Annotated in this window: 26 protein-coding genes and 17 tRNA genes; 6 read left to right on the top strand and 37 right to left on the bottom strand. The window is 40.3% G+C overall.

The window, feature by feature from the left end:
* Positions 1-144: 144 nt before the first annotated feature.
* From trmL to queG, 3 genes are all read right to left on the bottom strand, one after another.
* Positions 145-618 (bottom strand): tRNA (uridine(34)/cytosine(34)/5-carboxymethylaminomethyluridine(34)-2'-O)-methyltransferase TrmL, encoded by a 474-nt coding sequence (trmL, locus tag OK414_RS02090; protein WP_016762878.1) that lies wholly within the window; start codon positions 616-618, stop codon positions 145-147.
* 64 nt (positions 619-682) lie between these two features.
* Positions 683-1,570, bottom strand: a complete 888-nt coding sequence (locus OK414_RS02085) for an amidase domain-containing protein (protein WP_216877165.1) — start codon at positions 1,568-1,570, stop codon at positions 683-685.
* 72 nt (positions 1,571-1,642) lie between these two features.
* Positions 1,643-2,779: a tRNA epoxyqueuosine(34) reductase QueG gene (queG, locus tag OK414_RS02080; RefSeq protein WP_016762876.1), complete on the bottom strand. Its 1,137-nt coding sequence runs from the start codon at positions 2,777-2,779 to the stop codon at positions 1,643-1,645.
* A gap of 129 nt (positions 2,780-2,908) precedes the next feature.
* Between queG and OK414_RS02075 the strand changes: the two genes are divergently transcribed.
* Complete coding sequence (locus OK414_RS02075) at positions 2,909-3,574, top strand: B3/4 domain-containing protein (RefSeq protein ID WP_263046132.1); 666 nt, start codon at positions 2,909-2,911, stop codon at positions 3,572-3,574.
* Positions 3,575-3,689: 115 nt separating this feature from the next.
* Here OK414_RS02075 and OK414_RS02070 read toward each other — a convergent pair.
* From OK414_RS02070 to OK414_RS02035, 8 genes are all read right to left on the bottom strand, one after another.
* Positions 3,690-3,763, bottom strand: a tRNA-Gly gene (locus tag OK414_RS02070).
* Positions 3,764-3,835: 72 nt separating this feature from the next.
* A tRNA-Leu gene (locus OK414_RS02065) sits at positions 3,836-3,917 on the bottom strand.
* 229 nt (positions 3,918-4,146) lie between these two features.
* Positions 4,147-5,613: a hypothetical protein gene (locus OK414_RS02060; protein ID WP_264363517.1), complete on the bottom strand. Its 1,467-nt coding sequence runs from the start codon at positions 5,611-5,613 to the stop codon at positions 4,147-4,149.
* Positions 5,614-5,944: 331 nt separating this feature from the next.
* A complete protein-coding gene (locus OK414_RS02055; protein WP_263046130.1) occupies positions 5,945-6,253 on the bottom strand; it encodes a hypothetical protein in 309 nt (102 codons plus the stop codon).
* Between the two features lie 50 nt (positions 6,254-6,303).
* Positions 6,304-6,741, bottom strand: a complete 438-nt coding sequence (locus tag OK414_RS02050) for a phBC6A51 family helix-turn-helix protein (protein ID WP_263046129.1) — start codon at positions 6,739-6,741, stop codon at positions 6,304-6,306.
* On the bottom strand, positions 6,742-7,359 hold the full coding sequence (locus tag OK414_RS02045) for a hypothetical protein (RefSeq protein ID WP_263046128.1): 618 nt from the start codon (positions 7,357-7,359) through the stop codon (positions 6,742-6,744).
* A gap of 160 nt (positions 7,360-7,519) precedes the next feature.
* Positions 7,520-7,861, bottom strand: coding sequence for a cysteine-rich VLP domain-containing protein (locus tag OK414_RS02040; RefSeq protein ID WP_263046127.1), 342 nt, complete (start codon positions 7,859-7,861; stop codon positions 7,520-7,522).
* Positions 7,862-7,939: 78 nt separating this feature from the next.
* Positions 7,940-10,075, bottom strand: coding sequence for an SGNH/GDSL hydrolase family protein (locus OK414_RS02035; protein WP_263046126.1), 2,136 nt, complete (start codon positions 10,073-10,075; stop codon positions 7,940-7,942).
* 211 nt (positions 10,076-10,286) lie between these two features.
* On the opposite strand from OK414_RS02035, the gene OK414_RS02030 reads away from it, so the two are divergent.
* Entirely contained in the window at positions 10,287-10,448 is a 162-nt protein-coding gene (locus tag OK414_RS02030) for a hypothetical protein (RefSeq protein WP_263046125.1), read from the top strand.
* Between the two features lie 138 nt (positions 10,449-10,586).
* Here the strand turns inward: OK414_RS02030 and OK414_RS02025 are convergent, their stop codons facing one another.
* The 6 genes from OK414_RS02025 to OK414_RS02000 form a co-directional block, all read right to left on the bottom strand.
* A complete protein-coding gene (locus OK414_RS02025) occupies positions 10,587-11,327 on the bottom strand; it encodes a hypothetical protein (RefSeq protein ID WP_263046124.1) in 741 nt (246 codons plus the stop codon).
* A gap of 37 nt (positions 11,328-11,364) precedes the next feature.
* Complete coding sequence (locus OK414_RS02020; protein WP_263046123.1) at positions 11,365-11,955, bottom strand: hypothetical protein; 591 nt, start codon at positions 11,953-11,955, stop codon at positions 11,365-11,367.
* Between the two features lie 31 nt (positions 11,956-11,986).
* The gene (locus OK414_RS02015) at positions 11,987-12,184 is read right to left on the bottom strand and encodes a hypothetical protein (RefSeq protein WP_263046122.1); all 198 of its coding nucleotides are present in this window, start codon (positions 12,182-12,184) and stop codon (positions 11,987-11,989) included.
* A 309-nt stretch (positions 12,185-12,493) separates the two neighbouring features.
* Positions 12,494-12,934: a helix-turn-helix domain-containing protein gene (locus tag OK414_RS02010; RefSeq protein ID WP_263046121.1), complete on the bottom strand. Its 441-nt coding sequence runs from the start codon at positions 12,932-12,934 to the stop codon at positions 12,494-12,496.
* 647 nt (positions 12,935-13,581) lie between these two features.
* A complete protein-coding gene (locus OK414_RS02005) occupies positions 13,582-13,887 on the bottom strand; it encodes a hypothetical protein (protein WP_263046120.1) in 306 nt (101 codons plus the stop codon).
* A 2-nt stretch (positions 13,888-13,889) separates the two neighbouring features.
* Positions 13,890-14,198, bottom strand: coding sequence for a hypothetical protein (locus OK414_RS02000; protein WP_263046119.1), 309 nt, complete (start codon positions 14,196-14,198; stop codon positions 13,890-13,892).
* A gap of 149 nt (positions 14,199-14,347) precedes the next feature.
* Between OK414_RS02000 and OK414_RS01995 the strand changes: the two genes are divergently transcribed.
* Positions 14,348-14,611, top strand: a complete 264-nt coding sequence (locus tag OK414_RS01995) for a hypothetical protein (protein ID WP_263046118.1) — start codon at positions 14,348-14,350, stop codon at positions 14,609-14,611.
* A gap of 383 nt (positions 14,612-14,994) precedes the next feature.
* Complete coding sequence (locus OK414_RS01990) at positions 14,995-15,339, top strand: hypothetical protein (protein WP_263046117.1); 345 nt, start codon at positions 14,995-14,997, stop codon at positions 15,337-15,339.
* 27 nt (positions 15,340-15,366) lie between these two features.
* Here OK414_RS01990 and OK414_RS01985 read toward each other — a convergent pair whose 3' ends face one another.
* From OK414_RS01985 to OK414_RS01975, 3 genes are read right to left on the bottom strand one after another with little or no spacing between them, the layout of a single operon-like run.
* Positions 15,367-15,831, bottom strand: coding sequence for a hypothetical protein (locus OK414_RS01985; protein WP_263046116.1), 465 nt, complete (start codon positions 15,829-15,831; stop codon positions 15,367-15,369).
* Between the two features lie 19 nt (positions 15,832-15,850).
* Complete coding sequence (locus tag OK414_RS01980) at positions 15,851-16,441, bottom strand: replication-relaxation family protein (protein WP_263046115.1); 591 nt, start codon at positions 16,439-16,441, stop codon at positions 15,851-15,853.
* On the bottom strand, positions 16,377-17,666 hold the full coding sequence (locus OK414_RS01975) for an FtsK/SpoIIIE domain-containing protein (RefSeq protein WP_263046114.1): 1,290 nt from the start codon (positions 17,664-17,666) through the stop codon (positions 16,377-16,379). The genes OK414_RS01980 and OK414_RS01975 overlap by 65 nt, the downstream gene beginning before the upstream one ends.
* A 269-nt stretch (positions 17,667-17,935) precedes the next feature.
* Between OK414_RS01975 and OK414_RS01970 the strand changes: the two genes are divergently transcribed.
* Positions 17,936-18,166, top strand: coding sequence for a helix-turn-helix domain-containing protein (locus OK414_RS01970; RefSeq protein ID WP_263046113.1), 231 nt, complete (start codon positions 17,936-17,938; stop codon positions 18,164-18,166).
* Between the two features lie 630 nt (positions 18,167-18,796).
* Positions 18,797-19,075: a MerR family transcriptional regulator gene (locus OK414_RS29955; protein WP_404932075.1), complete on the top strand. Its 279-nt coding sequence runs from the start codon at positions 18,797-18,799 to the stop codon at positions 19,073-19,075.
* A gap of 146 nt (positions 19,076-19,221) precedes the next feature.
* On the opposite strand, the gene OK414_RS01965 is transcribed toward OK414_RS29955, so the two are convergent.
* From OK414_RS01965 to OK414_RS01885, 17 genes are all read right to left on the bottom strand, one after another.
* Entirely contained in the window at positions 19,222-20,046 is an 825-nt protein-coding gene (locus OK414_RS01965) for a helix-turn-helix domain-containing protein (RefSeq protein ID WP_263046112.1), read from the bottom strand.
* A 139-nt stretch (positions 20,047-20,185) separates the two neighbouring features.
* Positions 20,186-21,166 carry a tyrosine-type recombinase/integrase gene (locus OK414_RS01960; RefSeq protein ID WP_263046111.1) on the bottom strand — a complete coding sequence of 327 codons (981 nt, stop codon included), beginning with the start codon at positions 21,164-21,166 and terminating at the stop codon, positions 20,186-20,188.
* Positions 21,167-21,396: 230 nt separating this feature from the next.
* Positions 21,397-21,485 (bottom strand) — tRNA-Leu (locus OK414_RS01955).
* A gap of 14 nt (positions 21,486-21,499) precedes the next feature.
* Positions 21,500-21,573 (bottom strand) — tRNA-Cys (locus OK414_RS01950).
* Positions 21,574-21,605: 32 nt separating this feature from the next.
* Positions 21,606-21,680: transfer RNA gene (locus OK414_RS01945), tRNA-Gly, on the bottom strand.
* A gap of 5 nt (positions 21,681-21,685) precedes the next feature.
* Positions 21,686-21,760, bottom strand: a tRNA-Gln gene (locus tag OK414_RS01940).
* Positions 21,761-21,788: 28 nt separating this feature from the next.
* A tRNA-His gene (locus OK414_RS01935) sits at positions 21,789-21,864 on the bottom strand.
* A gap of 29 nt (positions 21,865-21,893) precedes the next feature.
* Positions 21,894-21,967: transfer RNA gene (locus tag OK414_RS01930), tRNA-Trp, on the bottom strand.
* Between the two features lie 5 nt (positions 21,968-21,972).
* A tRNA-Tyr gene (locus OK414_RS01925) sits at positions 21,973-22,056 on the bottom strand.
* A gap of 10 nt (positions 22,057-22,066) precedes the next feature.
* Positions 22,067-22,142: transfer RNA gene (locus OK414_RS01920), tRNA-Thr, on the bottom strand.
* A gap of 25 nt (positions 22,143-22,167) precedes the next feature.
* Positions 22,168-22,243, bottom strand: a tRNA-Phe gene (locus OK414_RS01915).
* A gap of 15 nt (positions 22,244-22,258) precedes the next feature.
* A tRNA-Asp gene (locus OK414_RS01910) sits at positions 22,259-22,334 on the bottom strand.
* Between the two features lie 3 nt (positions 22,335-22,337).
* Positions 22,338-22,414: transfer RNA gene (locus OK414_RS01905), tRNA-Met, on the bottom strand.
* 11 nt (positions 22,415-22,425) lie between these two features.
* Positions 22,426-22,501 (bottom strand) — tRNA-Val (locus tag OK414_RS01900).
* 23 nt (positions 22,502-22,524) lie between these two features.
* Positions 22,525-22,599 (bottom strand) — tRNA-Glu (locus tag OK414_RS01895).
* 21 nt (positions 22,600-22,620) lie between these two features.
* Positions 22,621-22,712 (bottom strand) — tRNA-Ser (locus OK414_RS01890).
* 3 nt (positions 22,713-22,715) lie between these two features.
* Positions 22,716-22,790: transfer RNA gene (locus tag OK414_RS01885), tRNA-Asn, on the bottom strand.
* Between the last annotated feature and the right edge of the window lie 19 nt (positions 22,791-22,809).

The raw sequence follows: 22,809 nt of genomic DNA, 5'->3' as shown, positions 1-22,809 counted from the left end.
ATTAGGAGTAACAATTGCTTTTTTAGCATCCATCTTCAGAGCGGGATACAATGATAAACCGGGCGTTAAAAAATAACCACTACATATCATCGTCGACATAAATAAAAAAGCGAGGTTCAATAAAATTTGAACCTCGCTTTTTACTTAAGATAAACCAGCATAATTTTGTTGACGCAGCGCTTCATAGATTAAAATAGCTGCTGTATTAGATAAATTTAAAGAACGAACATTTTCTGTCATCGGTAAACGAAGACATCTTTCCATGTTCTCTTCAATAATGTGCTTTGGCAGACCCTTTGTTTCTCTTCCAAATACGAAGAAATGATCCTGCTCTAAGTCACTATAATCAAATGTTGTGTGTGGCTGCTGACCAAATTTTGTGATGAAGTAGAAACCTGCTTCAGGATACTTTTCGAATACTTCCTCTAATGAATCATGATACACCACATTTACAAATTCCCAATAATCCAATCCAGCTCGCTTTAACATTTTATCATCTGTTGAAAAGCCTAACGGACGAACTAAATGCAGCGTCGTATTTGTTGCTGCACATGTTCGCGCAATATTTCCTGTATTTGCTGGAATTTCTGGTTGAAATAACACTACGTGTACTCCCACAAATTTTCACCTCTGCTAACAAATCTATTCATCATTATACCACTAACTTGCTAAAACGAAAGACTTACCGATCAACGATATGGAAAAAATCATACTTAATCTTTGGCGTGTAAGCCGTTGAATCTTCATAAGCCCAATATCTCATTCGACTATTATACGTGTTCGCATTCACAAGAGGCATACCGTGACCGTCTTTTGCTACAACAATCGTCGTATGATTCCATCTTCCATCTCCTTCAAAATCGTAGCAGATAACGTCTCCCGGGACAAGTTCGCTTGCTGAAGATTTCCTCACAGCCCGAAGTCCTGATTTGGAGTTACTTAAATAGCTGTGCATGGAATGAGCAACTGCCCAGCTATAGCTCCAGGCGTTCCCTCTCATCCACCATCCGTTTGCTTTTTTAGGATATCCCCGCATCGGCGCCTTTCCTGCATGCAAACACTGTGAAATATAGTTGGTGCAGTTTACCTCAAACTGCTTATAACTCTCATTAGGTTTATCCCAATGTTTTTCTGCATACTGAACAGCCGCAAGACGATCATAATAAGAGGCTCTTTCTTCGTCTTCCTCTACTTCTTCTACATCCATTTCAGCCTTATCTTCAGAAAAACCCTTTATCAGCAGCTCATCTTGAATAAGCGTATCTTTATAAAAAAGAGCTAAACGATCTTCAATTTCTTCTTCTATATAGAAAAAATCGTTTTGTTTTAAAAATGCCTGAATGTGCACCTTATATAATACTCTTGTTTCTTCCTGATCCGTATGAGCAGATTGAATAGAACCTTTCATATTACATTTTAAAACATCAACTTCTCTTTTTTTTATAAGAGACCGCTTTAGCTCACACTGATGTTCAATGAAAGGCTTAAAGTCTTCATGAAGCTCACCTTTTACATAGCTGTCCGCACGCGCTTTAATTAAAGTATATAATACATTCCTTTTTGTTAGCATAATGTCACCACTTTTCTAAGCGTTTATTATACGCTATGACTCATTAGCTAACTTTATCAATAAAAATAAGGTTTAGATCTCTTGAAGCATCTCTATACCTTTTGACATTTCTTCAATTACTTCTTGGTCCTTTTCTTTTTCTCTTAAGTTCATAAGTATATCTAACGCTTCTTTATCGCCAATTTTGCCTAACGCCCATGCCGCTGTTCCTCGAATGACAGGGCGAACGTCATTTTTAATTAATTCAATTAAATCTGGAACGGCGGTTTGATCTTTAAAATGGGCCAGTGCAATAATGGCATTACGCTGAATTGGCTTTTTCCCTCTCCAAGAACCTGAAACATGTCCAAATTTCTCTTTGAATTCACGATTACTCATCGTTAAAAGCGGTTTTAATTTAGGCTTCGCAAGTTCTGGGTCAGGCTCCATCTCAGGGTGAAAATGAAAGTCTTTTCCTTTATTTTCAGGACACACAGTTTGACATGTATCACAGCCATATAAACGATTGCCTAATTTACTTCGAAATTCTTCAGCTAAAAATCCTTTTGTTTGGGTTAAAAAGGCAATGCATCGCTGCGAATTCAGCTGACCACCTGTTACAAGCGCACCCGTAGGGCACGCATCAACACACTTATTACAAGTACCACAACCGTCCTCTATCGGTTTATCAGGAGGAAACGGGATATCTGTAATCATTTCTCCTAAATACACGTAGGAACCAAATTCAGGTGTAATAATGGCACAGTTCTTACCGCTCCAGCCAATACCAGCTCTTTCTGCTACAGCTCGGTCCGACAGCTCACCTGTGTCTACCATCGATTGAAGGATAGCTGCAGGTACTTTTTCTTTTATGAAGGTTTCAAGCTTTTGAAGCCTATCACGTAGAACCGTATGATAATCTTGCCCCCAAGAAGCACGGCAAAAGATTCCTCGACGATCTTCCTTTGTGCTCTTTGGTGCATCCTTTAATTTAGAAGGATACGCAAGTGCAATTGAAATAATCGATCTAGCTTTTGGAACAACTAATGTGGGATCTACTCTCTTTTCAATATCAGGTTCTTCAAAGCCTGAAGCATAACCTAACTCTTGCTGTGCTAACAATCGATTCTTTAACTCATCAAACATGGAAGCACTCGCAAATCCAATCTTATCGATTCCAATCTCTTTGCTATATGAAATAATTTCTTCCTTCAACTGATACGCATTCATAGTGAATAATGGCCTCCTTTCTAAGAAATTCTATATATTCATGCATTGAACTGTTTTCTCACTCAACGAAATGATAGGATGGTATCTATAAACGAACAAATACTAATTATAATAGAAAGGATCAAAAAAATGAACTTTACATTATCGCCCGCTATTAAACAGCTTTGCCCTTCTTTTAAAATGGGAATCATTCAATATAAAAATATTGAAGTTGGCGATTCTCCTCAAATGCTAAAAGGACGTCTGCGCCTCTTTCAAGAATCCATTTATTTCGACCTTGAGTCAAAAAAAGTAACAGAATTCGAAGGTGTTAGCGAGTGGAGAAAGCTTTTCAAAACATTTGGAACTGATCCAAGTAAATACCGTCCTTCTATAGAAGCTTTAATTAGAAGAATAGGAAAACAAACGTATTTGCCTTCTATCAATTCTGCTGTGGACATTAACAACTTTTTTTCATTGCAATATGAAGTCCCAATTGGAATGTATGATTCCTCTAATTTAGAAGGCCCCATCAAATTTACTATCGGTAAAAAAGAAGAGTCTTATGAAGCTCTAAATGAACGTAACATTTCTTTAGAAAATAAAATCATTTCTAAAGATGCCCTAGGAGCTTTCGGAAGCCCTTATGTCGATTCTAACCGAGCGTACGTAACTGAAAAGACAACACAAGCTGTACAGTTCATTTATTTAAAGCCTTCACTTTCAGAAGAACAGGCTTATAAACTAACTAAATCCCTAAGTGACATGTTCATTCAAATTCACGGCGGCGCAGCAACCTATCAAGTCATTAACTGATGTACGTAAATATAGCGTCTATCTTGAAAAGATAGACGCTATATTTACGCTAAAAATAAAAAACGCAACATCTCAGCTTTGAAAGCGAGACACTGCGTTGTGATAACAATATGTATGGAGCGGGTGATGAGAATCGAACTCACGACATCAGCTTGGAAGGCTGAGGTTTTACCACTAAACTACACCCGCAAATATTATCAAAATTTGTCGACCGATAAGTAAAAATAAAAACAGGAATCATCCTGTCAAGTAAAGCTAAAGTACCGATGGTCGGGGTCGAACCGACACTCCCGAAGGAACACGATTTTGAGTCGTGCGCGTCTGCCAATTCCGCCACATCGGCATAGTATCGAGCTTTCTACTACGTTTGTTCCGTATTACTACGTACGATCACGTTCAAAAGCGATAATGTAATTATAGTACGATATAGCTAAAGAGTCAACACCTTTTTCGAAAAAAAATTGTCGAAGTATGTTTACGCTGGTTGTACGGTGGGTATATACGGTATTTTAGGCGAGTTTCTTCCTATTATATGTAGAACGGAGCAAGCCGAAGAGGCCACTCCGTTATTTTTATGCGCCTGCCTCGCCAGCAAGATAAATCTTACGAGCTAATGACGCAGCAAACTTATCGATATCAGCTTCCTCACGAACGACAATGCTATCCGCAAGCTTAGCGATACTGATGCTGCCGTTACCTGTTGCATACTGACGGTTCTCTTTCGCTGTTAATACTCGCTCGTTCTTGTGGAGGATCGCTTGATAGCCGTTGTAAGGAACACGTGATAGACCGTGATAATGTTTCTTCTTCGACTTCGATTTGGACGGTCCCATTCCGGCTTTCGTGCTTGCCATGCTCGGCATTTTGAAACTTGGCATTTTAAATGATGATACTGCGCTTGTGAACGAATGGAACTTGGCTTTTACTCCGTCGATGAACCCGCCAACTGCTCCGAATACTACGGACGCTTTAGCTTTAATCGAATCCCAGTTAGACATTACTTTAATACCTGCTGCGATTAACTGTCCGAACGGCCCAGAGAATGCTAGTATTTTCGTAATAAGACTTCCGAATTTAGACCACAACTGTTGCGCTTTAGCTTTCACCTTATCCCAATTCAGGTATAAGGCCACTCCAGCCGCGACCACTGCTGCTATACCCGCCACAATCCACGTTGTAGGACACATTAACATTGCCGCATTAAGTCCTAACTGCGCAATTGCTGCTGTTGTTGCTCCTGCACGATATAACGCCCACGCTTTAGTCAACGTACTAATTGCGCCTGCAATCGCTAGTCCCGCCTTTAACGTCGCGAATCCTGCTGCGAGTGAAAGGACCGTCGTCTGTACGGCTGGCCAGTTCTGGATAATATAATCGCCTGCTACTTTCGCTTTGTCATACACCCATTTCAGCGCATCACCAACCGGCTGCAGTAGCGATTGTGTCGATTGGAAATTCGATTTGATAGTCGGCCAGTTCGTTTTAATGTAATTCGCAAATTTAGACGCCTCGGATCCTAAGAAAGCGAAGGCGCGGCCCATCGAATTAAAGAAACCGTCTAGTGCGCCGTCACTGACCGCATTTTTGATGTCGACAATAACCGGTTTAAGCGATTTTAATGCCTCAAATCCGACTGCACGAAACTTCATAGATAGTGCCTCTTTAATTTGCGTAATATAACCGAGAGAAGTGCTACCCATTGCGGTTACGAGCTTATTCGTCATACCCATTTTGTTATATAGCTTATCTAGAGCTGTTAACTGCTGATCCAACGGTAGATTTTTGATGTCATTAAGCGCTTTACGTGGCATCTCAAAACGTTCTACCATTGATTGCGTATCACCACTCATTAATTCTTTCATCGCCATTACTGCGCCTTCTACACCTTGTTTTGGGTCGACAGCAAGTAGCCGTTCTGTTAAATTCCACATTTTCTCTAACTGCTTTACGTCCTTTGATTGCGATATAAACGATTTTGAGTTAGAAAACATTTCAGAGGAATCTAATACTGGCGATTTAATAGCGAACGAGTTCAGCATATCCTGGTACTGCTTAGATAGCTTCTTATTATCGAACATGGCGTCAATGGTTACCTGCGACTGTTCCATCTTCATCGCTTCACCAACCGTAGCCTGTAACGTCTTATAAGCGCCTGCAGCAGACAAGACGCCTGCCGTTAATGTTCCCACTGTTGCTATAGCGCCGTGTGTCGCCGATTTGAAGCCGTTCATTGAGCTGATACTGGTGCGATTTGAACTAGCAAAACGGCCGTTAGCATCACGTAGGCGCCCCATCGAGTCACGGTAATTATTCGTAGCTTTTTGTGCGGCACCAATATTCTTCATCGCTGACTTTAAACCTTTAGATAGGTCATCTCTTAATTGGAGCACCGCCGTGAGATTGTAAGCCACGTCTATATACCTCCCCTCGTAAGTGCCCTATTTCTAATGTTTTATCGTATAACTTGTTATAGTCCACGCTTGCGCGGTACATAAATCCAAACGCGGTGCATGCATCGATAAGATGCAATCCTAACTTGCGTAATTTAGTATCCTTTTGTTGATCGAAATAATCACGGAATTGCTGTACATCTGTGATATATTTAGGCGGTACATCAAAAAAAATAGAATTCCCCAAAGCTTCAACTGCGTTATCAAACTCGATTAATTGTTTATCCATAGTTATCTCTCCTTTAGCATATTAAAAAAGAGCCGCCAAATGGCAGCCCATTAATTCTCTTTAAACATGTCGTTTAGTTCCGCAAGTCCTGCGCTAACTTCCTCATCGGAAATACGTCGGGAACTAGATTTCTCACTCTCGATTGTAAGTTTGTTCTGTTTAACGCCCATGATTTCGTAGTACAACTGCAGTCCTTTGACGCTAGGAATACCGTTATTAGAAGTACCACGAACTAACTTAAGTAATTGCGCATCAGCTTCAGCGCGATAAGACTCAAGCATACTCGTACTTAATGCCGCCTGATACTTGATAAAGTCGCTATTCTCGGTACGCCATTTGTACAGTTGCATACGCGTAATACCTAAATCGTCGGCTAACTCTTCCTGCGTACGTTTCTCTTTGCCAGCGAACTCATTTTCTGTTAGAAGATGCGCTGCTAACACTTGTTGATCGGATAGACTCGCTTTTAAGTCGCTTAGTGTTGCCATCTAAAATTCCTCCTTTATAGATTCGAAGTGTGATCGATATTCTGCAAGCTCCTTTTCTAACTCTTCAGGATTTGCTTTTAATCGTTCATACTCCGATTTATCTCTATCTAAATCTGGATTATCTTTGTAATAGTTGTAGTCCATATTGATCCAGTAGTGCTCATCTGATACCCTAACCCTTTTATCAAGAAGTTGTAGCCGTAAATACAGCGATTTACTTAGCTCTGCTGAGATTTCTTCTTCTGCCTCAAACCCTGCCGCTACTTTCTTTTGCGCTTTTTCGATAGCTTCCAACATTTGGCGCATTAGGGCTCCGGAGGCTCCGGTCATTGTTCCTTTTACGGCTTGTAATAATTCGAGATCTGGTCGGTATTTATCTAAAGCCGATAAATTGAATGCTGGGACTCGCTTAGATTGATTAGTAAGTACCGCATACTTAACAAGGAACTCCTTAACGGGTCCAACACGTTCGAGCAGAAGAACACCGTATGGAATTGGTATAAACTCCGGTTTTTCGGCTGGTTTACCTTGTGCTATTCGTTCCTGTCGATGTTCTTCAAGCCTACGTTCTAAGTCTTCGTTCAATTTCTCAATGTTATCGTAATCTATTTCACTCATTGAATTACTTCCTTTCGTTTAAGATTTGGAGAGAGAGCTTGGCTTTCCGACCGCCTGAGCATTTAGAAAGCGAATTTTAGCGTTCGAATGTAAATACCTTTGGAGAGATTCGTAACGCCTAGAATCGCCTAATATGACGATTAAAACACGTAATCAAACGTCAAAGTGCTCGTTTTGTTCTGTATTCTCGATTGTATTTTCGCTGCTTCTGCTTACGTATCTCAACGCCACATTCAACGCAGAATTTCTGCCGATTAGACTTTCGCTCAAATGGATCTCCGCAATGCTCACAGCGAGGTTTATTATCGACTTGGCCGCGAGACGCATGATACTTTGCTTCTAACGTTGGATTACCGGGCAATACGGCTTGCTCGAAGTAACTGCAGCGACGTAAATTGGTTGTGTCGTTTTGGTATACGCAAGGTCTATCTAAGATTAAACAGTGGCCTTCTCCGTAATTCGCGCAGGCTCGTTCAACCAGGCGCATAGTTTCTGATTTCATTGCAATCTCCTCCGTTTAGGTAAAATAAAAACGCCAGGCAGCATGTGCGAGGCGTTTTAAAATTAATTCTTATAGCTTTTAACTAAAATTAGGGATAACACCTTTTAATCCACCAATTACGGCTCTAGCTAAAGCCTGGTTCCCTTTGTTTTCACCATTTATTTGATAAGGGTGAACGGTATCCGAAATATAGGTTGCGCGGTTTAATTGGTTGATCCCTGTCGTTCCAAATACATCTACAAACGGTATACTCATATAAATAGCTGCATCCTGTACTGCATTTCTAAAATCTTTTGTTGATAATCCATTAATAACTACAGGTGTAGTCATATTAGCACCAGCAGTATCACCACGCCCACTTAACGGGCTAGCTAAGACGATTACGGCTTTTGGACACCATGCTTGTATTTTCATAACAGCACTAGCAATAGCTCCTTTAAAACAATCAATGTTAAAATCTCCACCATTGTAATAAGAGGAATTCGCCCATTCTGAATCTGCTGTTGAATTTGCAACCCATGTATAATCTCCAATTGGTTTACCAGTACCAAAATCATTTGTTCCACCCATAACAAAAATTAGGTCACAATCTTGTGGAATCATTGTAGTAATTCTATCCCATGAACAGAAATAACCCTTATGAGATGTGGTTCCCGATGGAGCAGTAGCGTAATCAGTATCTCTACTGTTATAACTTCCATCAGCATTTGCATACCAAATTTGAGTCGATTTACAAAACGTACTACTACCAACCCCACGACCTAAGTAGTCCCCGAATTTGTAATACTGATTAACCATGTATTGCCATGCTGTGGTTGAAAGTACATTACCAATAGCTGTAATGCTATCACCGTAAGTAAGCCACTTTTTACCCTTCCAATCACCACTTACCCCATCAATATCCTCAATGATACTTGCGGGTAACTTAATATAATAAGCTTCATATCCTGCCATCATATCGGCTGGTGTAGGGTAAAGATCAGCTGTTGAAACAATTGGGTTTGAAGCTGCAAGGTTGGCTACTGTCATTTGCAAAGAAAACATAATATAAACTGTATCCGCTGTTAAGGGAAGTGGATAAGACGCCGAATTATAACCACTGTAGTTTACCCCTGTTATAAATTTCTTGTTTGCGTCATACAAACAGTACCTTCCGTAACCTGAATAAAGATATTGTGTTTTGTTCGTATTTAATGTGGCTAGGAAAATAGATTCTCCATACTCGGCAGGCATAAGAGGAGTTGTAAGCCAACCTGAAACATCTTCTACTACACCTGTCGTAGTATTTAAGCGTTTGCTATCTAAACACCTAGTTAAATCTAGTCTATTCTTACTCGTTACTGTATCTGCCAACATATTTATCGTTACAGATTTATCAGCGTTTGTAACATAACCAGCGTCATTATTGAGATCCGATAATTTCGTTGGAAGACCTAAAATTTTGTCTTTTGGTAATTTATAATAATATGCCTCATACCCTGCCAGCATACTAGCTAGTGTAGGATAATCAGTTGTTAACGCTACTAATGGATTTCTATCTTTGAACGTGCTTAATGACATAGCTGCTGTTACACGAATAAATTTAGCATTGGCATACGAAATAGGGATTTTACATGTAATAGGGTCTGTATTACTTACCATTCCTAAAGTGGCCGCGTCAGTGCCGGCTATAAATGCTTTATTTGCATCGTAATAACAAATTCTTGTATTTGTGCCCGTCGGAAAGATATAAGTCGTTTTTGCTGAATTAAGCGTAGCAAAATATAAATACTCTCCAGATGTTACTGGAATATAACCTGAAACTACATAATTTGAAGCTGCATAAGGTACTCCTGTAGATATATTTAGTTGGTATCCGTCTACCGCCTCATTTAAGTTCAATCTATTTTTTCCAGTTACGGCATCATGCAGTTTTTCTAATGTAACAGATTTATTAACAATATTATCTGTTAATACGGCATTAACTCCAACGACAGCTACACTTCCGCCTGTCAATGCTTCCCTTACGTCTTGCCCCATATTAGCCATTGTAAAAACTTCATCTTTTGAAGCCTTATCCGCCAACTTCGCATCCATATCTTCTGATAGATTACCAATTTCATTTATGAGAGCTGAATCAATCTTCGTAAAGTTGTTATTAACCTCGGCCCTTTTGAAAAAATCATCCGGTTGCCATATATCTAATCCTAAATTCGGTGTTTTATTCGATGCCATCTCCCTTTTCCTCCTTCGGTGCTGTAATTTCGCTAATCTCCTTGAAATCTCGGCCTTCTAAGTCGCCCCAATAGATGTTTTCTTTATCGTTTGCCATTGTTTATGTTCCTTTCATATTAAAATAGTAATATTTTTTTACTTTTTTTGTTTTTTCTGTAGGATTTTAATACTACTTGTCGAATTTATTCTACAGAACAAGGAGGTGATATTAATGTTAGTAGCAAAATGTCGAAATTGTGGTGGAGAATTTCCTTCTCCTATTCAATTACCCACTGATGTTTTTAATGTAGCAACTATAACGGACAATAAAACTACTTGTCCGCACTGTAAAAAAACAACGAACGTTTCTAAATCTGATATAAGCATTAAGTAATACTATTGAGGGAAACGTTCTCCTATGTTGGTTTCGATTATTTAATCAATCTACATAAGCGATTCTCATTTTAAAGGCTGTCCAGCGAAGGGCAGCCTTTATTTCATGAGTGAACTTCATCATCCGTTAGTTCAACTATTAACCTTGTTCGTTAGTTTTTTCCTCGTCCAAGACGTAATACTGCGGACTATTTGCAGCACGCGCAAACTCTGCGCCGAATGCTTCTTGGATTGCATTATATTCGATTCCATTTTGCAGAAAGATATCACGACCGAACTCGTTAGCCATTCCGGCGTGAATTTCCTGCGCTTTCTTTTGTTCATCCGTCATTGATTTATCGCGTACAGCAGTTAACGTGTTTTGAAGGTCGAGCTTATATTTTGCTTTCTCTGAGCCTGCGATATCTAATACCGACTGTACAACGGAAGGGAAATCGTTTAATACTTGTTTCGCCAGATATGCATCGTTCTGTGCTTCCGCAAATGCTTTGACCTTACGCATTGCGTTGTCCGGACGCGTTTCTAACATAAGCTCCGTCTTTAGTGCGGAAAACTCGCGCTCGAAAGACGCTATCTTTGTAGGCGTTGGCTTAGCCGGCCCTTCATTGAGTAAAGATTCCGCAGCTACACTCGCTTTTACTACAGCTTTATCGTAATCCTCACGTAGTTGACGGGCATTCTTAATAAATGCTTCTCCATACTGTTTCTGAAGAGCCTCGCGTTTTTTCATTCTACCTGTAGGCGATAAATCTCTATCTTGGTTAATCTTTGATGCTTCTTCTCTAAATAAATTTCTAGCTGTCGATACAAGTCCTGCTGTTGAACTTTTGATTTCTTGAAGTTTAGCTACACTTTCCATCATTTCGTTAAATTTTGTCATGTTAAATCTCCTCCAATAATTTTTAATAAAAAAAGCGCTAACCAATTTGGCTAACGCTAGAAGAAACAACTGCGCATCTTGCTTCTTCTTTCTCCACTCTATACGTGAAATTATTCCACGTTTCTATCTCTTTTTCGACGTTTTCCACATCTTTTTTTGTACCGCGAACCGTCGCTTCATACCATTTATAGAGTAACGGTGAAATTTTATATTCGTCCACCGGACCACTTAACCTCTCTTTATCTCCATCGGTATGTGGTAAGGTAACATTCGTTTTGTGACCTTTAATTTTATCGCTACCTGGCGCTTTTTTCTTCGCTCTTTTCTTAAGTAGTGCGTAGTTATATTCGTCATTATATGAAACTATACGCCCCCTTTCCCGTTTTTCAGCATTCTCAGCCCGTAAGCTCTTATATTCATCCGTATTTAAATACGTTCCATGCTTCTTTAAACGTTGGACAGCCATCTTCTGTTCGCTTCTGCAGTTTTCGCTACAATACTTACTACGTTTTCTAGCCGGACGCTTACATTTCCAGCATGTGCAAATTGGACGCCCATCTTCTGTTATCGTCGGCTTCACACCGACATATTCATCTTCTAACGCTTGCCAGTCCGCTCTTATACGCAATTTCGCTAGTTTCTCCTCTTGCTGCCGCTGCTTATTTTCGTCTGCCTTCAGAATGGCTCTTGCGAATGTATCTGCCGCCTTTCGCCTTTCGCTTTTCGTTAACTTTTACACCGTCAATATGTCTTTCGATAATCTGGCCGCTCATTTTAGAAACTACTTCCGGTGCTGCGTACTTACTTCCGACCATTTTAAATACCTCATTCGCTAATTTATCCAACCCCTTTTTCATGACCTGTTCCTCCTCGTTTTTAGGCGCCGCGCCGCGTATCACCTATGCTCTTATTCTTTTATTATTTAAAGACCTTCGCCCTAATATATAGTCGAATGATTTCGTAAGAAATTATGATGACTCGTATATGAGTTTACGAATATACGATATCTCTTAAGGACTCCGTCTATTAACGTTCTTTGTTAAGAGGCGGTATCATTTTAAATCTTGATAAATAAATCTTGTTATTAAATCTAGTTAACGTTAAAGCAACGACATAACAATATGCTGTTATTTTCCTTACGTTACTGAAGAATCTTCCGTAACACATTAACCTTGCTTATCGCGGTAAGTCTGCATTCGGATTCGCGCCTGTGCTCGTTCATATTCGAGTTTTTTGATATTACTTTTATAGGCGTTCCAAGCATCCGGATATTTCCCGTAAAAGTCTTCCGCCTCTAACGGTTCATACGGAACGTAAGCTCTACCGTACATAGTCCCTTCGATAAATTCGATCAGCCCTACATCGCGAAGAATCTTTAAATGTGCGTTTGTAGTACGCGTAGACTTGCCGTACTTAAGCGCCAGTGTATCTACGTTAGGAAAAGCGTAGCCAAACTCATCTTCGTTCAAATAGTCGACTATTAGTGCGTAAAGGTACATCATTTCGGCTTTGACCTCCTTGTGGTAAATGTAATGACTAAGATCGCTCGGCAACTTAATAAAATGTCGTTGGTATGCGTCTTTCTTTTTGCTGAACGGCTTGTTCATCGTTATCTCTCCCTTTTTCGATTTGTTATATTAAAGCCGGCTAGTGCCAGCGAATTTTAACGTCTATAACGTATCAGACGATGTCGACCGATAAATTGTAAGAGAAAATTCCTCTCATTCACTATCTGCAGTAACTTCGAAAATTGGACGTTGAACCAACTAACCAATATTACGTGCGAAGATAGCGTTTGGCACAACGTATATAATGCAGCTAGTTCCGATAGTGGATATTATCCGCGAGATTATAAAAGTGGACGTCCTAGTAGAAAATACGCCGAAGGGTCCTACGTTCGCGCACATTAGCTATAAGACTCTAATCTATCGCTTTGTACAAAAAAACTCATATAAGATATAACGTTTCACTTCGCAAAACTGGACACTGCTTATACAGGACTATACGAACGCACCTCGGAAATTGGACACAACGCAAAAAAGCACCTGTTGCCCCAGATGCTCGCTTAATCTATATTAAATTGCCTGCCGCCAGCTTTTTTAACGTACGAGCTCGTTGCCGCGAGCCCTCTAATTAAGCGAAAATCCTTGCCTAAATATTCGCTAATATGTTATAATTTAGGTGTGTTATAAATCGAATATTATTTGGAATCCGATGCCATACGGGATCCTCTGAGGTCTATCGCAGCCACGCGTTAGGCCTTTTTCGTGCTTATTGCCGCAAATCTCCGGAACATTTCTGCCACTGAAAGTTCCATTAACGATGCGAAATCAGTTTCCGTCACGATTTCATTCGGATAGAAGGTGATGTTGGTTACTGTCCGCCAGTTCAGCACGATTCCATCAGCGTCCTTTTCCTCGATTACTTCAATGCTCCAACCCTCGCCGTGTGCCGTCACGACTGTATTTGGCGCGATTATAAGCGCTTGTTTTTCAACGATTTCTAATTCCGGTTCAGTTATACCGAAGTCATACCAATATTTTAGCGTTTTAACTTCCATCGTTAGCCCTCCCGACCGAGTGTCATGTTAGCTAATTTCGTTAACAGTCCGACTGCAGATAAATTAGGAATCTCACCGACATCAAATGATTTCGATATTTTTTCGTCTAAATACAAGTGGAACAACTCTTCGATGTACACAATTTCACCTTTCGAAGTCTCTGCAATTTTTTCTATTGTGATACCTGAGTCTGTATCAGCTCTAACTGCTATATCTTTACTGAGCCTAATAATTTGTTCTTTGTCATATACTACTTCAACTTCTCCGTCTTCTTCGAATGTCCACTTGTAAGTTACGTTTTCTTTTTTCATTCATATCATCCACCTTTTTTATTTTACGAATATACGCTTTTTCGTATATTGTTAATTTGATTATAGACGGGCAGGAGGTTAATGTCAATACGCTTTTTCGTATTTGCGTAAAAAAGTTTTTCAGTTTATACTTATAGAGAGGTGATTGTATGTATCGAATTAACGTTACTCTGGAAAATGCGATGAAAAGTCGGGGAATTGAAACACAAAAAGAATTGTTAGCGATCGTTAAAGAGAAAACTGGCGAAAGCTTACGTGCAGCTACTGTGTCTGACATATATCAAAATAAAAGTACAAATCTTATTAATCGAAAATACTTAGAAATCATTGCGACTGCTTTAGAGATTAAGAGTTTAGATGAGTTAATTAAACTCGAATCGTCAGAATTGACTGCATCAAATGAAAAGCAATAACCGAATATCTCTTTTATAGCGACACACAAAAAGACGCCCTATCAAGCCGTATGAGCCTGTGAGAGCGTTTTTTATTTTTTTGTAAAAATTATGTAAATTATCCTTCATTCTACATTATGGTCTACATATTTGTATTAAAATATAAGCATCAAAGTACGTAGGAGAAGGTGCTCTAATGCGAAAGTTATCAGATGTTATTATGATATTGTTCTTACCGTTAATCCTTATCGTTAGTTTAATCGCTACTGCTTTCGCTACAACCTATGATCATATATCTGAAGACGACGAATAAGCGCCCTCGCAGGCGCCTTTTTTATTTCGAATGATAGTCAAGCTATCTGACATAAACTTTATCGAAAGCTAATTGGAGGAGTGTGTTAGCGATGAGAAAAGTAAAATTACCGGTAAATATAGCTAGGGCCTTAAATTACACATTAAATAAACGTGGAAAAGGCTGGACGAGGAACATGCCTGAATTAAGTAACGCAGCCAAGAGAAACCCTCAGTATGCGACTATTGTAAACTTTATAAAAGAAAAGGAAGGTAATTATGAACTCCTTCAAGATGCTACTGTCTTAGGTTTTGACTATGATGCTACGCCCGAGGAACGTCTCAGGGATTATTATACCTCTTTAAAGGATGTTGACTACCATCTGGGCGACCTATCAGATGTTGTAGTGGAAGTTTTATCAATATTAGAGAAAGAAGTTGAAGGAATTAACTGTTAGAGGCATCTTTTAGGATGCTTTTTTTATTTAGACGAAAATCAATGGTAATGCAACTGCAACAGTCTTTCCAACTTCAACTAGTAACGACATCATTAACGGAGCTAATTGGACGAGAATATATCCGATTCCTGCGTGCTGTATGAGTGACAATCCCTTATCTTTCGATCCAATCATTATAAGCAACGCCCCTCCTGTTAGCATTATCATCGCTACTGGATACGATAACCCCTGGACTAAGCCGACTAATGGCTCGAATGCATGTATTATCTTTTCGGTTAATTGATCGCTAATATAATCGCTGACCGGACCAGCTGACTCAATCGTTTCTGCATGCGCATAACTAACCGGCTTTGATATTATCGATAGTGTGCTCGCCGCTAAAGTTGCAATAGCTGCCTGCGTTGTGAGACTTTTCGCTGCTTTCCCCTTCGTTTCCTTACGTATAAACTCTCCGATTGTACCTACCGTTTCAATTCTACGCTGTCTGAACATGCTGATCGCCTCCGTTTTATTAGTGAAAATCACTTACTATAAAAATCTTAGCGTCTAGCCCTTCGCATAGCTTAGTTAATTGCTTACGTCGATACTCAGTCGTTGTCATCCAAACGAACACAGGTGGCTTCTCAAATACTCCGTAATCTAATAACTTGCGATATTTAGTTATTTTCGCTCGATTTGCATTCATCTTTTGAATATTATCGACTTCAACCAAATGATAACGGCCATCTTTTATGAATAACGCATCAGTGATGATTTTAATTTGATTTGGAACCTCGAGCTTAACTTCATTTTTCCAACTAGAAGGATTACCGTACGCAATATAAATAGAGTTACGCATGATATAGTGGCGAGCAGTAGATGTTTTCTTTCGTATTTTAGTAGCCCCGACTAGATCACGCCCCTCCTTCGTTAGATAATAAACAGCTTCTCCTTCACGAAAATGTGTAACGTATTCACCCATATCTTTTAATACCCTAGACGTATTTCTAGCGCTACCGAGGTCATGAAGGACCTGTAGTTGCGATCTGGTGAGGTAATCAAGTTTCTTCAATGATAAGAGAATATTTTCGATCCGTTGTTGTCGCTGAACAATTTTTTGCATTTATATCGATACTCTCCTTCCGCGGTCTAATATTGATATGAGGCTCAATAGTTCGTTCAATAAAATCATTTTTAATATAAGGCGTTTGAACTTCTACACTTCGCACAGTCTTGTAAATCGCCCGCCCTTGAACTAACGGTAAACTTTCTGCACCTTCTTGATCTAGTACGACTCGGCTTGCAGTTGCGGAATCTACAACAAAACACAGACGACCTACGCAGTTTCTTTTCACCTGCGATTTTATGACCTCACTTGTCGGATATTGAGTCGCATAAATCAACCGAAAGCCGGCCGCTCTCCCACGTCTAGCAATGTCGGTGATAATTTCCTGACAAGCGTTATCGTCGGCTATATCTGCAGCTTCATCAATAATAACGAAGTGACGTTCTTTATACCCGGCTTCTTTCACGTCCTCGAATCCGTTAGCTGCTAAGCGATTCATTACTACGTTCATCTCTTCTTGGACGTTTTTTAGCGCTTCTAATGCTTCGACTGGGTTTGTAGCAAGTGATTCGAGTTGTCTTATCGCTTTAAAACGGTTAAATGATAAACCTCCTTTAAGATCAATTAGCGTAAACTTTACATCGTTCGGTTTACGTTGAACTAACGTCGTAATAGTACTCTTTAACCAATTAGACTTCCCGTAGTCAGTTGCACCGCCGTCTATAAGATGAGCAACCTTATCGAAGTCATGCTTAATTAATTCGCCATCCCTTGTAACTCCAACAGGTACCTCCCAGTCCTTCAAGCGACTAAATAATGACTCATCATACGGAAAATTTGTCGTTAATGGTTCTTTATGGATACGAAAAATCAACATTCCATCAAATTTAATTTCTACTTCTTTTCGAAGCTTACGTTTTTTCTCTAATAAAACACGTAACTGTTTGATGACATCTTTTTTCCAATCAAGGCTTTTAAAATCTGTAAGCGATATATCTAATACGTTTCGTTTAATGTTCAATCCGTCTTGGAAGTGATCGAGTTTATTGATGAATTCGATAGAGGATAAACCGAGTGGGATTTGATAAACATATTCGTTGTAGGATCCTTTGTTCGTGCGACGGTGGATACGTAATTCTTTTCTATCCTTTGTGATTAATCCGCAGTTACGAGCGATTTTAATAATCTTTTGATGGTCATTTCCGCCAGCCCCTTTCTCGAAATAATAACTACCCACTACGACTCCACCCATTACAAGTGACGACGCTATCTCGAATATCATAAGCACCACTCTTTCCGTTATTTATTCGTAAGAATAGTCCCTCATAAAAAGACGTTATAAAACAGCCGTGGTCCCCTTCGTTAAGCCTTTCATTAGGTCTTTTCGCAATTCTATAGTAGAACCGTATCACGACTGCCGAAATCGTAGATTGTTCGCGACGTTTGCTGCGATTAATAAAAAGTATTCGGTACTGTTTGTTCGATATGTTACTTTTTTGCGCATGGTTTAAGAAGTAACTTTTTGGTCAAGGCTGTTAGCGAGGTGATAATATGTTTAATTTATTTGGATTAGGAAAAGCACGTACAAAATTCGGAAAATGGTTGGATCAAGAAGGAATTACGCAATTAGATTTAGAAAGAAAAGCGAACTTAAGTCGGCGGACTATCTCCCGGTTATGTAACGATAACACATACCGTCCTAAATATGAGACAGCCTCTAAGATACGAAAGGGATTAAAATCGTTAGGAAAAGACGTACCAAATGATTTCTTTTGGATGTAACCCTCGGCTTCAAAAAAATATTGCGCGAAATTTTACCCTCGTGTTGAGTAAATGATATTTAGATTGATTGGGTACGAGGTGAAGGATATGCGGGTACATGGGCTGGGGGAGTCGGTGCCCTATTCACTTTGTCATTCGTTAATATACAACGTTTGGTTTATGCATTATTTTATTACGTTAAAGTGACGAAACAAATAAACGAATCAACGTCAAGAATCGCATAACATCAACGTTTGTTAATGAATGAATACGATTTGTATATTCGTATAAACATTGCTTACCCATATCGTACCTACAAACGCTGTAGTATCAACGCTTCATACACTGCTCTAGTTTACATAACATATGTTCTCGGAACCAATTATACCCCTCATCGGTATACTAATGTGCATGACGTATTCAGACGTATTCACATTTCGGAGTACCATCGCTATATAGACTGGGAATGAACCCTGAGGTTTTACAGGGCTGGCTTCCATCCGGACCGTGCTGCTGGTTAAACGTAGGGAATTGGCGAATATGTAAACTTTCGTTTTAATTAGTAAAATCGTACGTTGTATGCTAATCATTCTGCGTATAGAATAGCGTTATGCCTTCGGACTCTCGTCGTAATAACTGGAGGTAAAACGCATGAAAAGATACACCCAAACCGAATTAGCTAGAATATGTAATGTATCGGAAGGTACAATAAGAAAACGTCGTGACGACTTTAATAAATACATTTCTCCGACTCGGACAGAAACGAATGTCTACTATACACAATATGACTTTTATAAGGTGGCGTTTATACAGTGGTTGCTTAACTCTTCCACACTTTCTGATTCGCAGGTATCAGATGAAATAGAGCAATTTTGTAGTGACATCGAAACACTAGAATTACTTAGTAAAATAATTAATAAACGCAAGTAAAAATAATATCCGAGAGTCCGTGGCTATAAAACGGCTTTACCTATAAGTACGTTCATAGGCGTACTAGCAGAGTAAAACACGATATAGTTGCGGGCTCTTTGTTTATGAATGTAAACATCAACAATTACGTTTACGGAGACGTAGATTTATTCGTTTGCTAACCAATCAAACAACGGATTCTCCCTACGTTTCCACACCGCCAGTTTCGCCTCTACTATGCGATAAAAGTAACCTTCGAAGGTAGTACGTATCTTACTCGCTTTCTTAGCGAATACGGACTCTTTGAACGCTTTAATCACATCGCTCAATACTTCCGCCTCTTCTACCGGTCTATTCACCGCGCTCTTTTTATACGCAATTAATACACGATTCCACAAACGATAAATAACGTCTGCTGAGCGATAAAAAGGCGCAGTAGCATCTACGAATTCTTTCGGAACATTAGACGGTGTAAATGATTCGTCGAGTTGGACGTCCTTTACGTTAATTCGTTTATTTATTCTCTTAGAAGGCGATGTTTTAGCAATCACAGTTTCGGAGCTCACTTTCGGCTGCTCAGCGCTTGGTAAGTCTACACTTTTCGTCTCTTCATGGGATGACATTTCCGCAGTGACATCCGGGGTGACACAACCGTCAACAGCTCGGATTACATATACGTTATGACCAGATCCTCCCTTCTCTCTCATCGTTGCTTTACGCTCAATTACACCGTATGTCTCCAACGTTTTTAGTGCGCGTTGAACAGTACGTTTGCTGCTTTCCGTTAACTTAGCGATTGTATCCACCTTTAAGAACGCTACGCCAACGATTTTACATGCGTAGCGAGAAACGGTTTTTAAAACGTTAATAGCTGACGGTGTTAATTCGTGTTTGTATGTATATAAGAAGCCACGGATAGCTTCATTCATTGCTGCGACGTTTTCAAATGACTGCAGTTGTTTCATTTCTGTATAGTTAGCCGACTTCAACATTTCGTTTACTCCTCTCTTTTAAGAGGACACCAACAAAATAGACACAGTTAAATAAGCGTTTGACTATCACGCTTTTTTTCTATATTATTTTAGGTAGGGTTGGGCATCTACTTTTGTGGGTGCTCTTTTTTATTTTTATTTAGAAGCGAAAATTATTTATATTTTTAAGTGGACTGAATTGTTTATGTCCTTCGGCTACTTCATTACTAAACAGATTTACATATACTTTCGTCATATCTAACGTTGTATGACCGAGGATAGCTTGCAGTTGAAATGCGTTAGCCCCGTTCATTACACACAGCTTTGCAAAAGTATGACGCAACGTATGGCAACTAACTCTGACGTCTGTTATCTTCGCCTTCCTAGCACAGCCAGTAATACGGCTCTGTACTTGGCGTTTGCTAATCGATGTTCCATCTAACGTTACAAATAAAGCGTCTGTAATTGCCTCACCTCGAATGTTCAAGTATTTACGAAGCTGATCTTTCATTTTCGATTGAATCGGCACTAACCTTTCACGATAACTCTTAGCGTTGCGAATACGAATAAGTCCATTGCTGAAATTAATATCCTCAACGTTTATTCCAATTAGCTCGTTAGCTCTAACGCCAGTCTCAACTAATAGCATAATAATCGTGTAATCACGTACGCCTATAAATGTCCGCAAATTACATGCGTTTAGGAGTTTATTTATTTGCGCTACTGTTAGTGTTTCTATTACTTCTTTGCGGTGTCTTAACAATTCGATTTGATTCATTGGATTATGTTTGATATAACGCTGTTTATAGAGGAAGTTAAAGAACGCCCGTATTGCTCGCAGCCTCGTATTAATACTGACCGGCTTAATACCTTGCTCTTTCATGTGTAGAATTACATTACGTTTAATTACCTCTGCGGTAATGGTTTCCGCATTAACCTCCACGCCCTGCGCCTGAATAGAACGCATAAACGTCGATAGCTCATTACGGTAAAACCTAATTGAATGTTCTCGGAGATTCCTAACGGTGCAGTCATCGATAAATATATCGATCAATTCTTCTAGCGTAAAATTACTCGCAGGCAAGACGCCTGCTAACGCTCTCATTTCTTCGGTGGTTAATTCATTACTACGTCGACTCATTTCCGACACCCCCACGTACGATATAGTTCATACGATTTTGAACGTAAAATAGTACGCGGACAAACAAAAAACGTCTTCCTACAAACGTAGAAAGACGTTGATAACTCGATATGTATGTTTCCGATTGGTTGTACGTTGGGTTATCCGCTGCCGACCTTCGATTTTGAGTCGTGCGCGTCTGCCAATTCCGCCACATCGGCAAAATAAAAAAGGCAAGTTAAAATTATAAATGGTGCCGAGGGCCGGACTTGAACCGGCACGGTAGTCACCTACCGCAGGATTTTAAGTCCTGTGTGTCTGCCAATTCCACCACCCCGGCAGCTTGTAAATAAATGGAGGCGGCAACCGGATTTGAACCGGTGATAAAGGTTTTGCAGACCTCTGCCTTACCACTTGGCTATGCCGCCATTTACTCAAGACTAAATAACTTTATTAAAATTGGAGCGGAAGACGAGGTTCGAACTCGCGACCCCCACCTTGGCAAGGTGGTGTTCTACCACTGAACTACTTCCGCATATATGGCTGGGCTAGCTGGATTCGAACCAACGCATGACGGAATCAAAATCCGTTGCCTTACCGCTTGGCGATAGCCCAATATTGGAACATGCATATCGTTTATAAATGGGGCGACTGATGGGAATCGAACCCACGAATGCCGGAACCACAATCCGGTGCGTTAACCACTTCGCCACAATCGCCACGTCTATATGCAATGTTATTTTATAATTGGCAGGGGCAGTAGGAATCGAACCCACACTGACGGTTTTGGAGACCGTAGTTCTACCTTTAAACTATGCCCCTGTAAATGGTGGAGGGGGGCAGATTCGAACTGCCGAACCCGAAGGAGCGGATTTACAGTCCGCCGCGTTTAGCCACTTCGCTACCCCTCCACAATAACTGTGGTGCCGGCAAGAGGACTTGAACCCCCAACCTACTGATTACAAGTCAGTTGCTCTACCAGTTGAGCTACACCGGCATTTTAAAAACAAATGTTTTTAAAATGGTGGCTCGGGACGGAATCGAACCGCCGACACAAGGATTTTCAGTCCTTTGCTCTACCAACTGAGCTACCGAGCCTTATTAAATTTAAAATGGCGGTCCCGACGGGAATCGAACCCGCGATCTCCTGCGTGACAGGCAGGCATGTTAACCGCTACACCACGGGACCACTTGGTTGCGGGGACAGGATTTGAACCTGCGACCTTCGGGTTATGAGCCCGACGAGCTACCGAACTGCTCCACCCCGCGATGATAATATATGGTGGAGGATGACGGGATCGAACCGCCGACCCCCTGCTTGTAAGGCAGGTGCTCTCCCAGCTGAGCTAATCCTCCACTATTATGTAGATGAAAATAAATGGTGACCCGTACGGGATTCGAACCCGTGTTACCGCCGTGAAAGGGCGGTGTCTTAACCGCTTGACCAACGGGCCACTGTGCTAATTAAATAAAAATGGCGGAGAGCAAGGGATTTGAACCCTTGAGACAGCGTTAACCGCCTACACGATTTCCAATCGTGCTCCTTCGGCCACTCGGACAGCTCTCCAAATGGCTCCACAGGTAGGACTCGAACCTACGACCGATCGGTTAACAGCCGATAGCTCTACCACTGAGCTACTGTGGAATAATAACAGCCTGATAAC

Source organism: Priestia sp. JV24 (assembly GCF_025910025.1).
In the GTDB taxonomy this organism is placed as follows: Bacteria; Bacillota; Bacilli; order Bacillales; family Bacillaceae_H; genus Priestia; species Priestia megaterium.
This window is presented reverse-complemented; position numbering and strand designations above follow the sequence as displayed.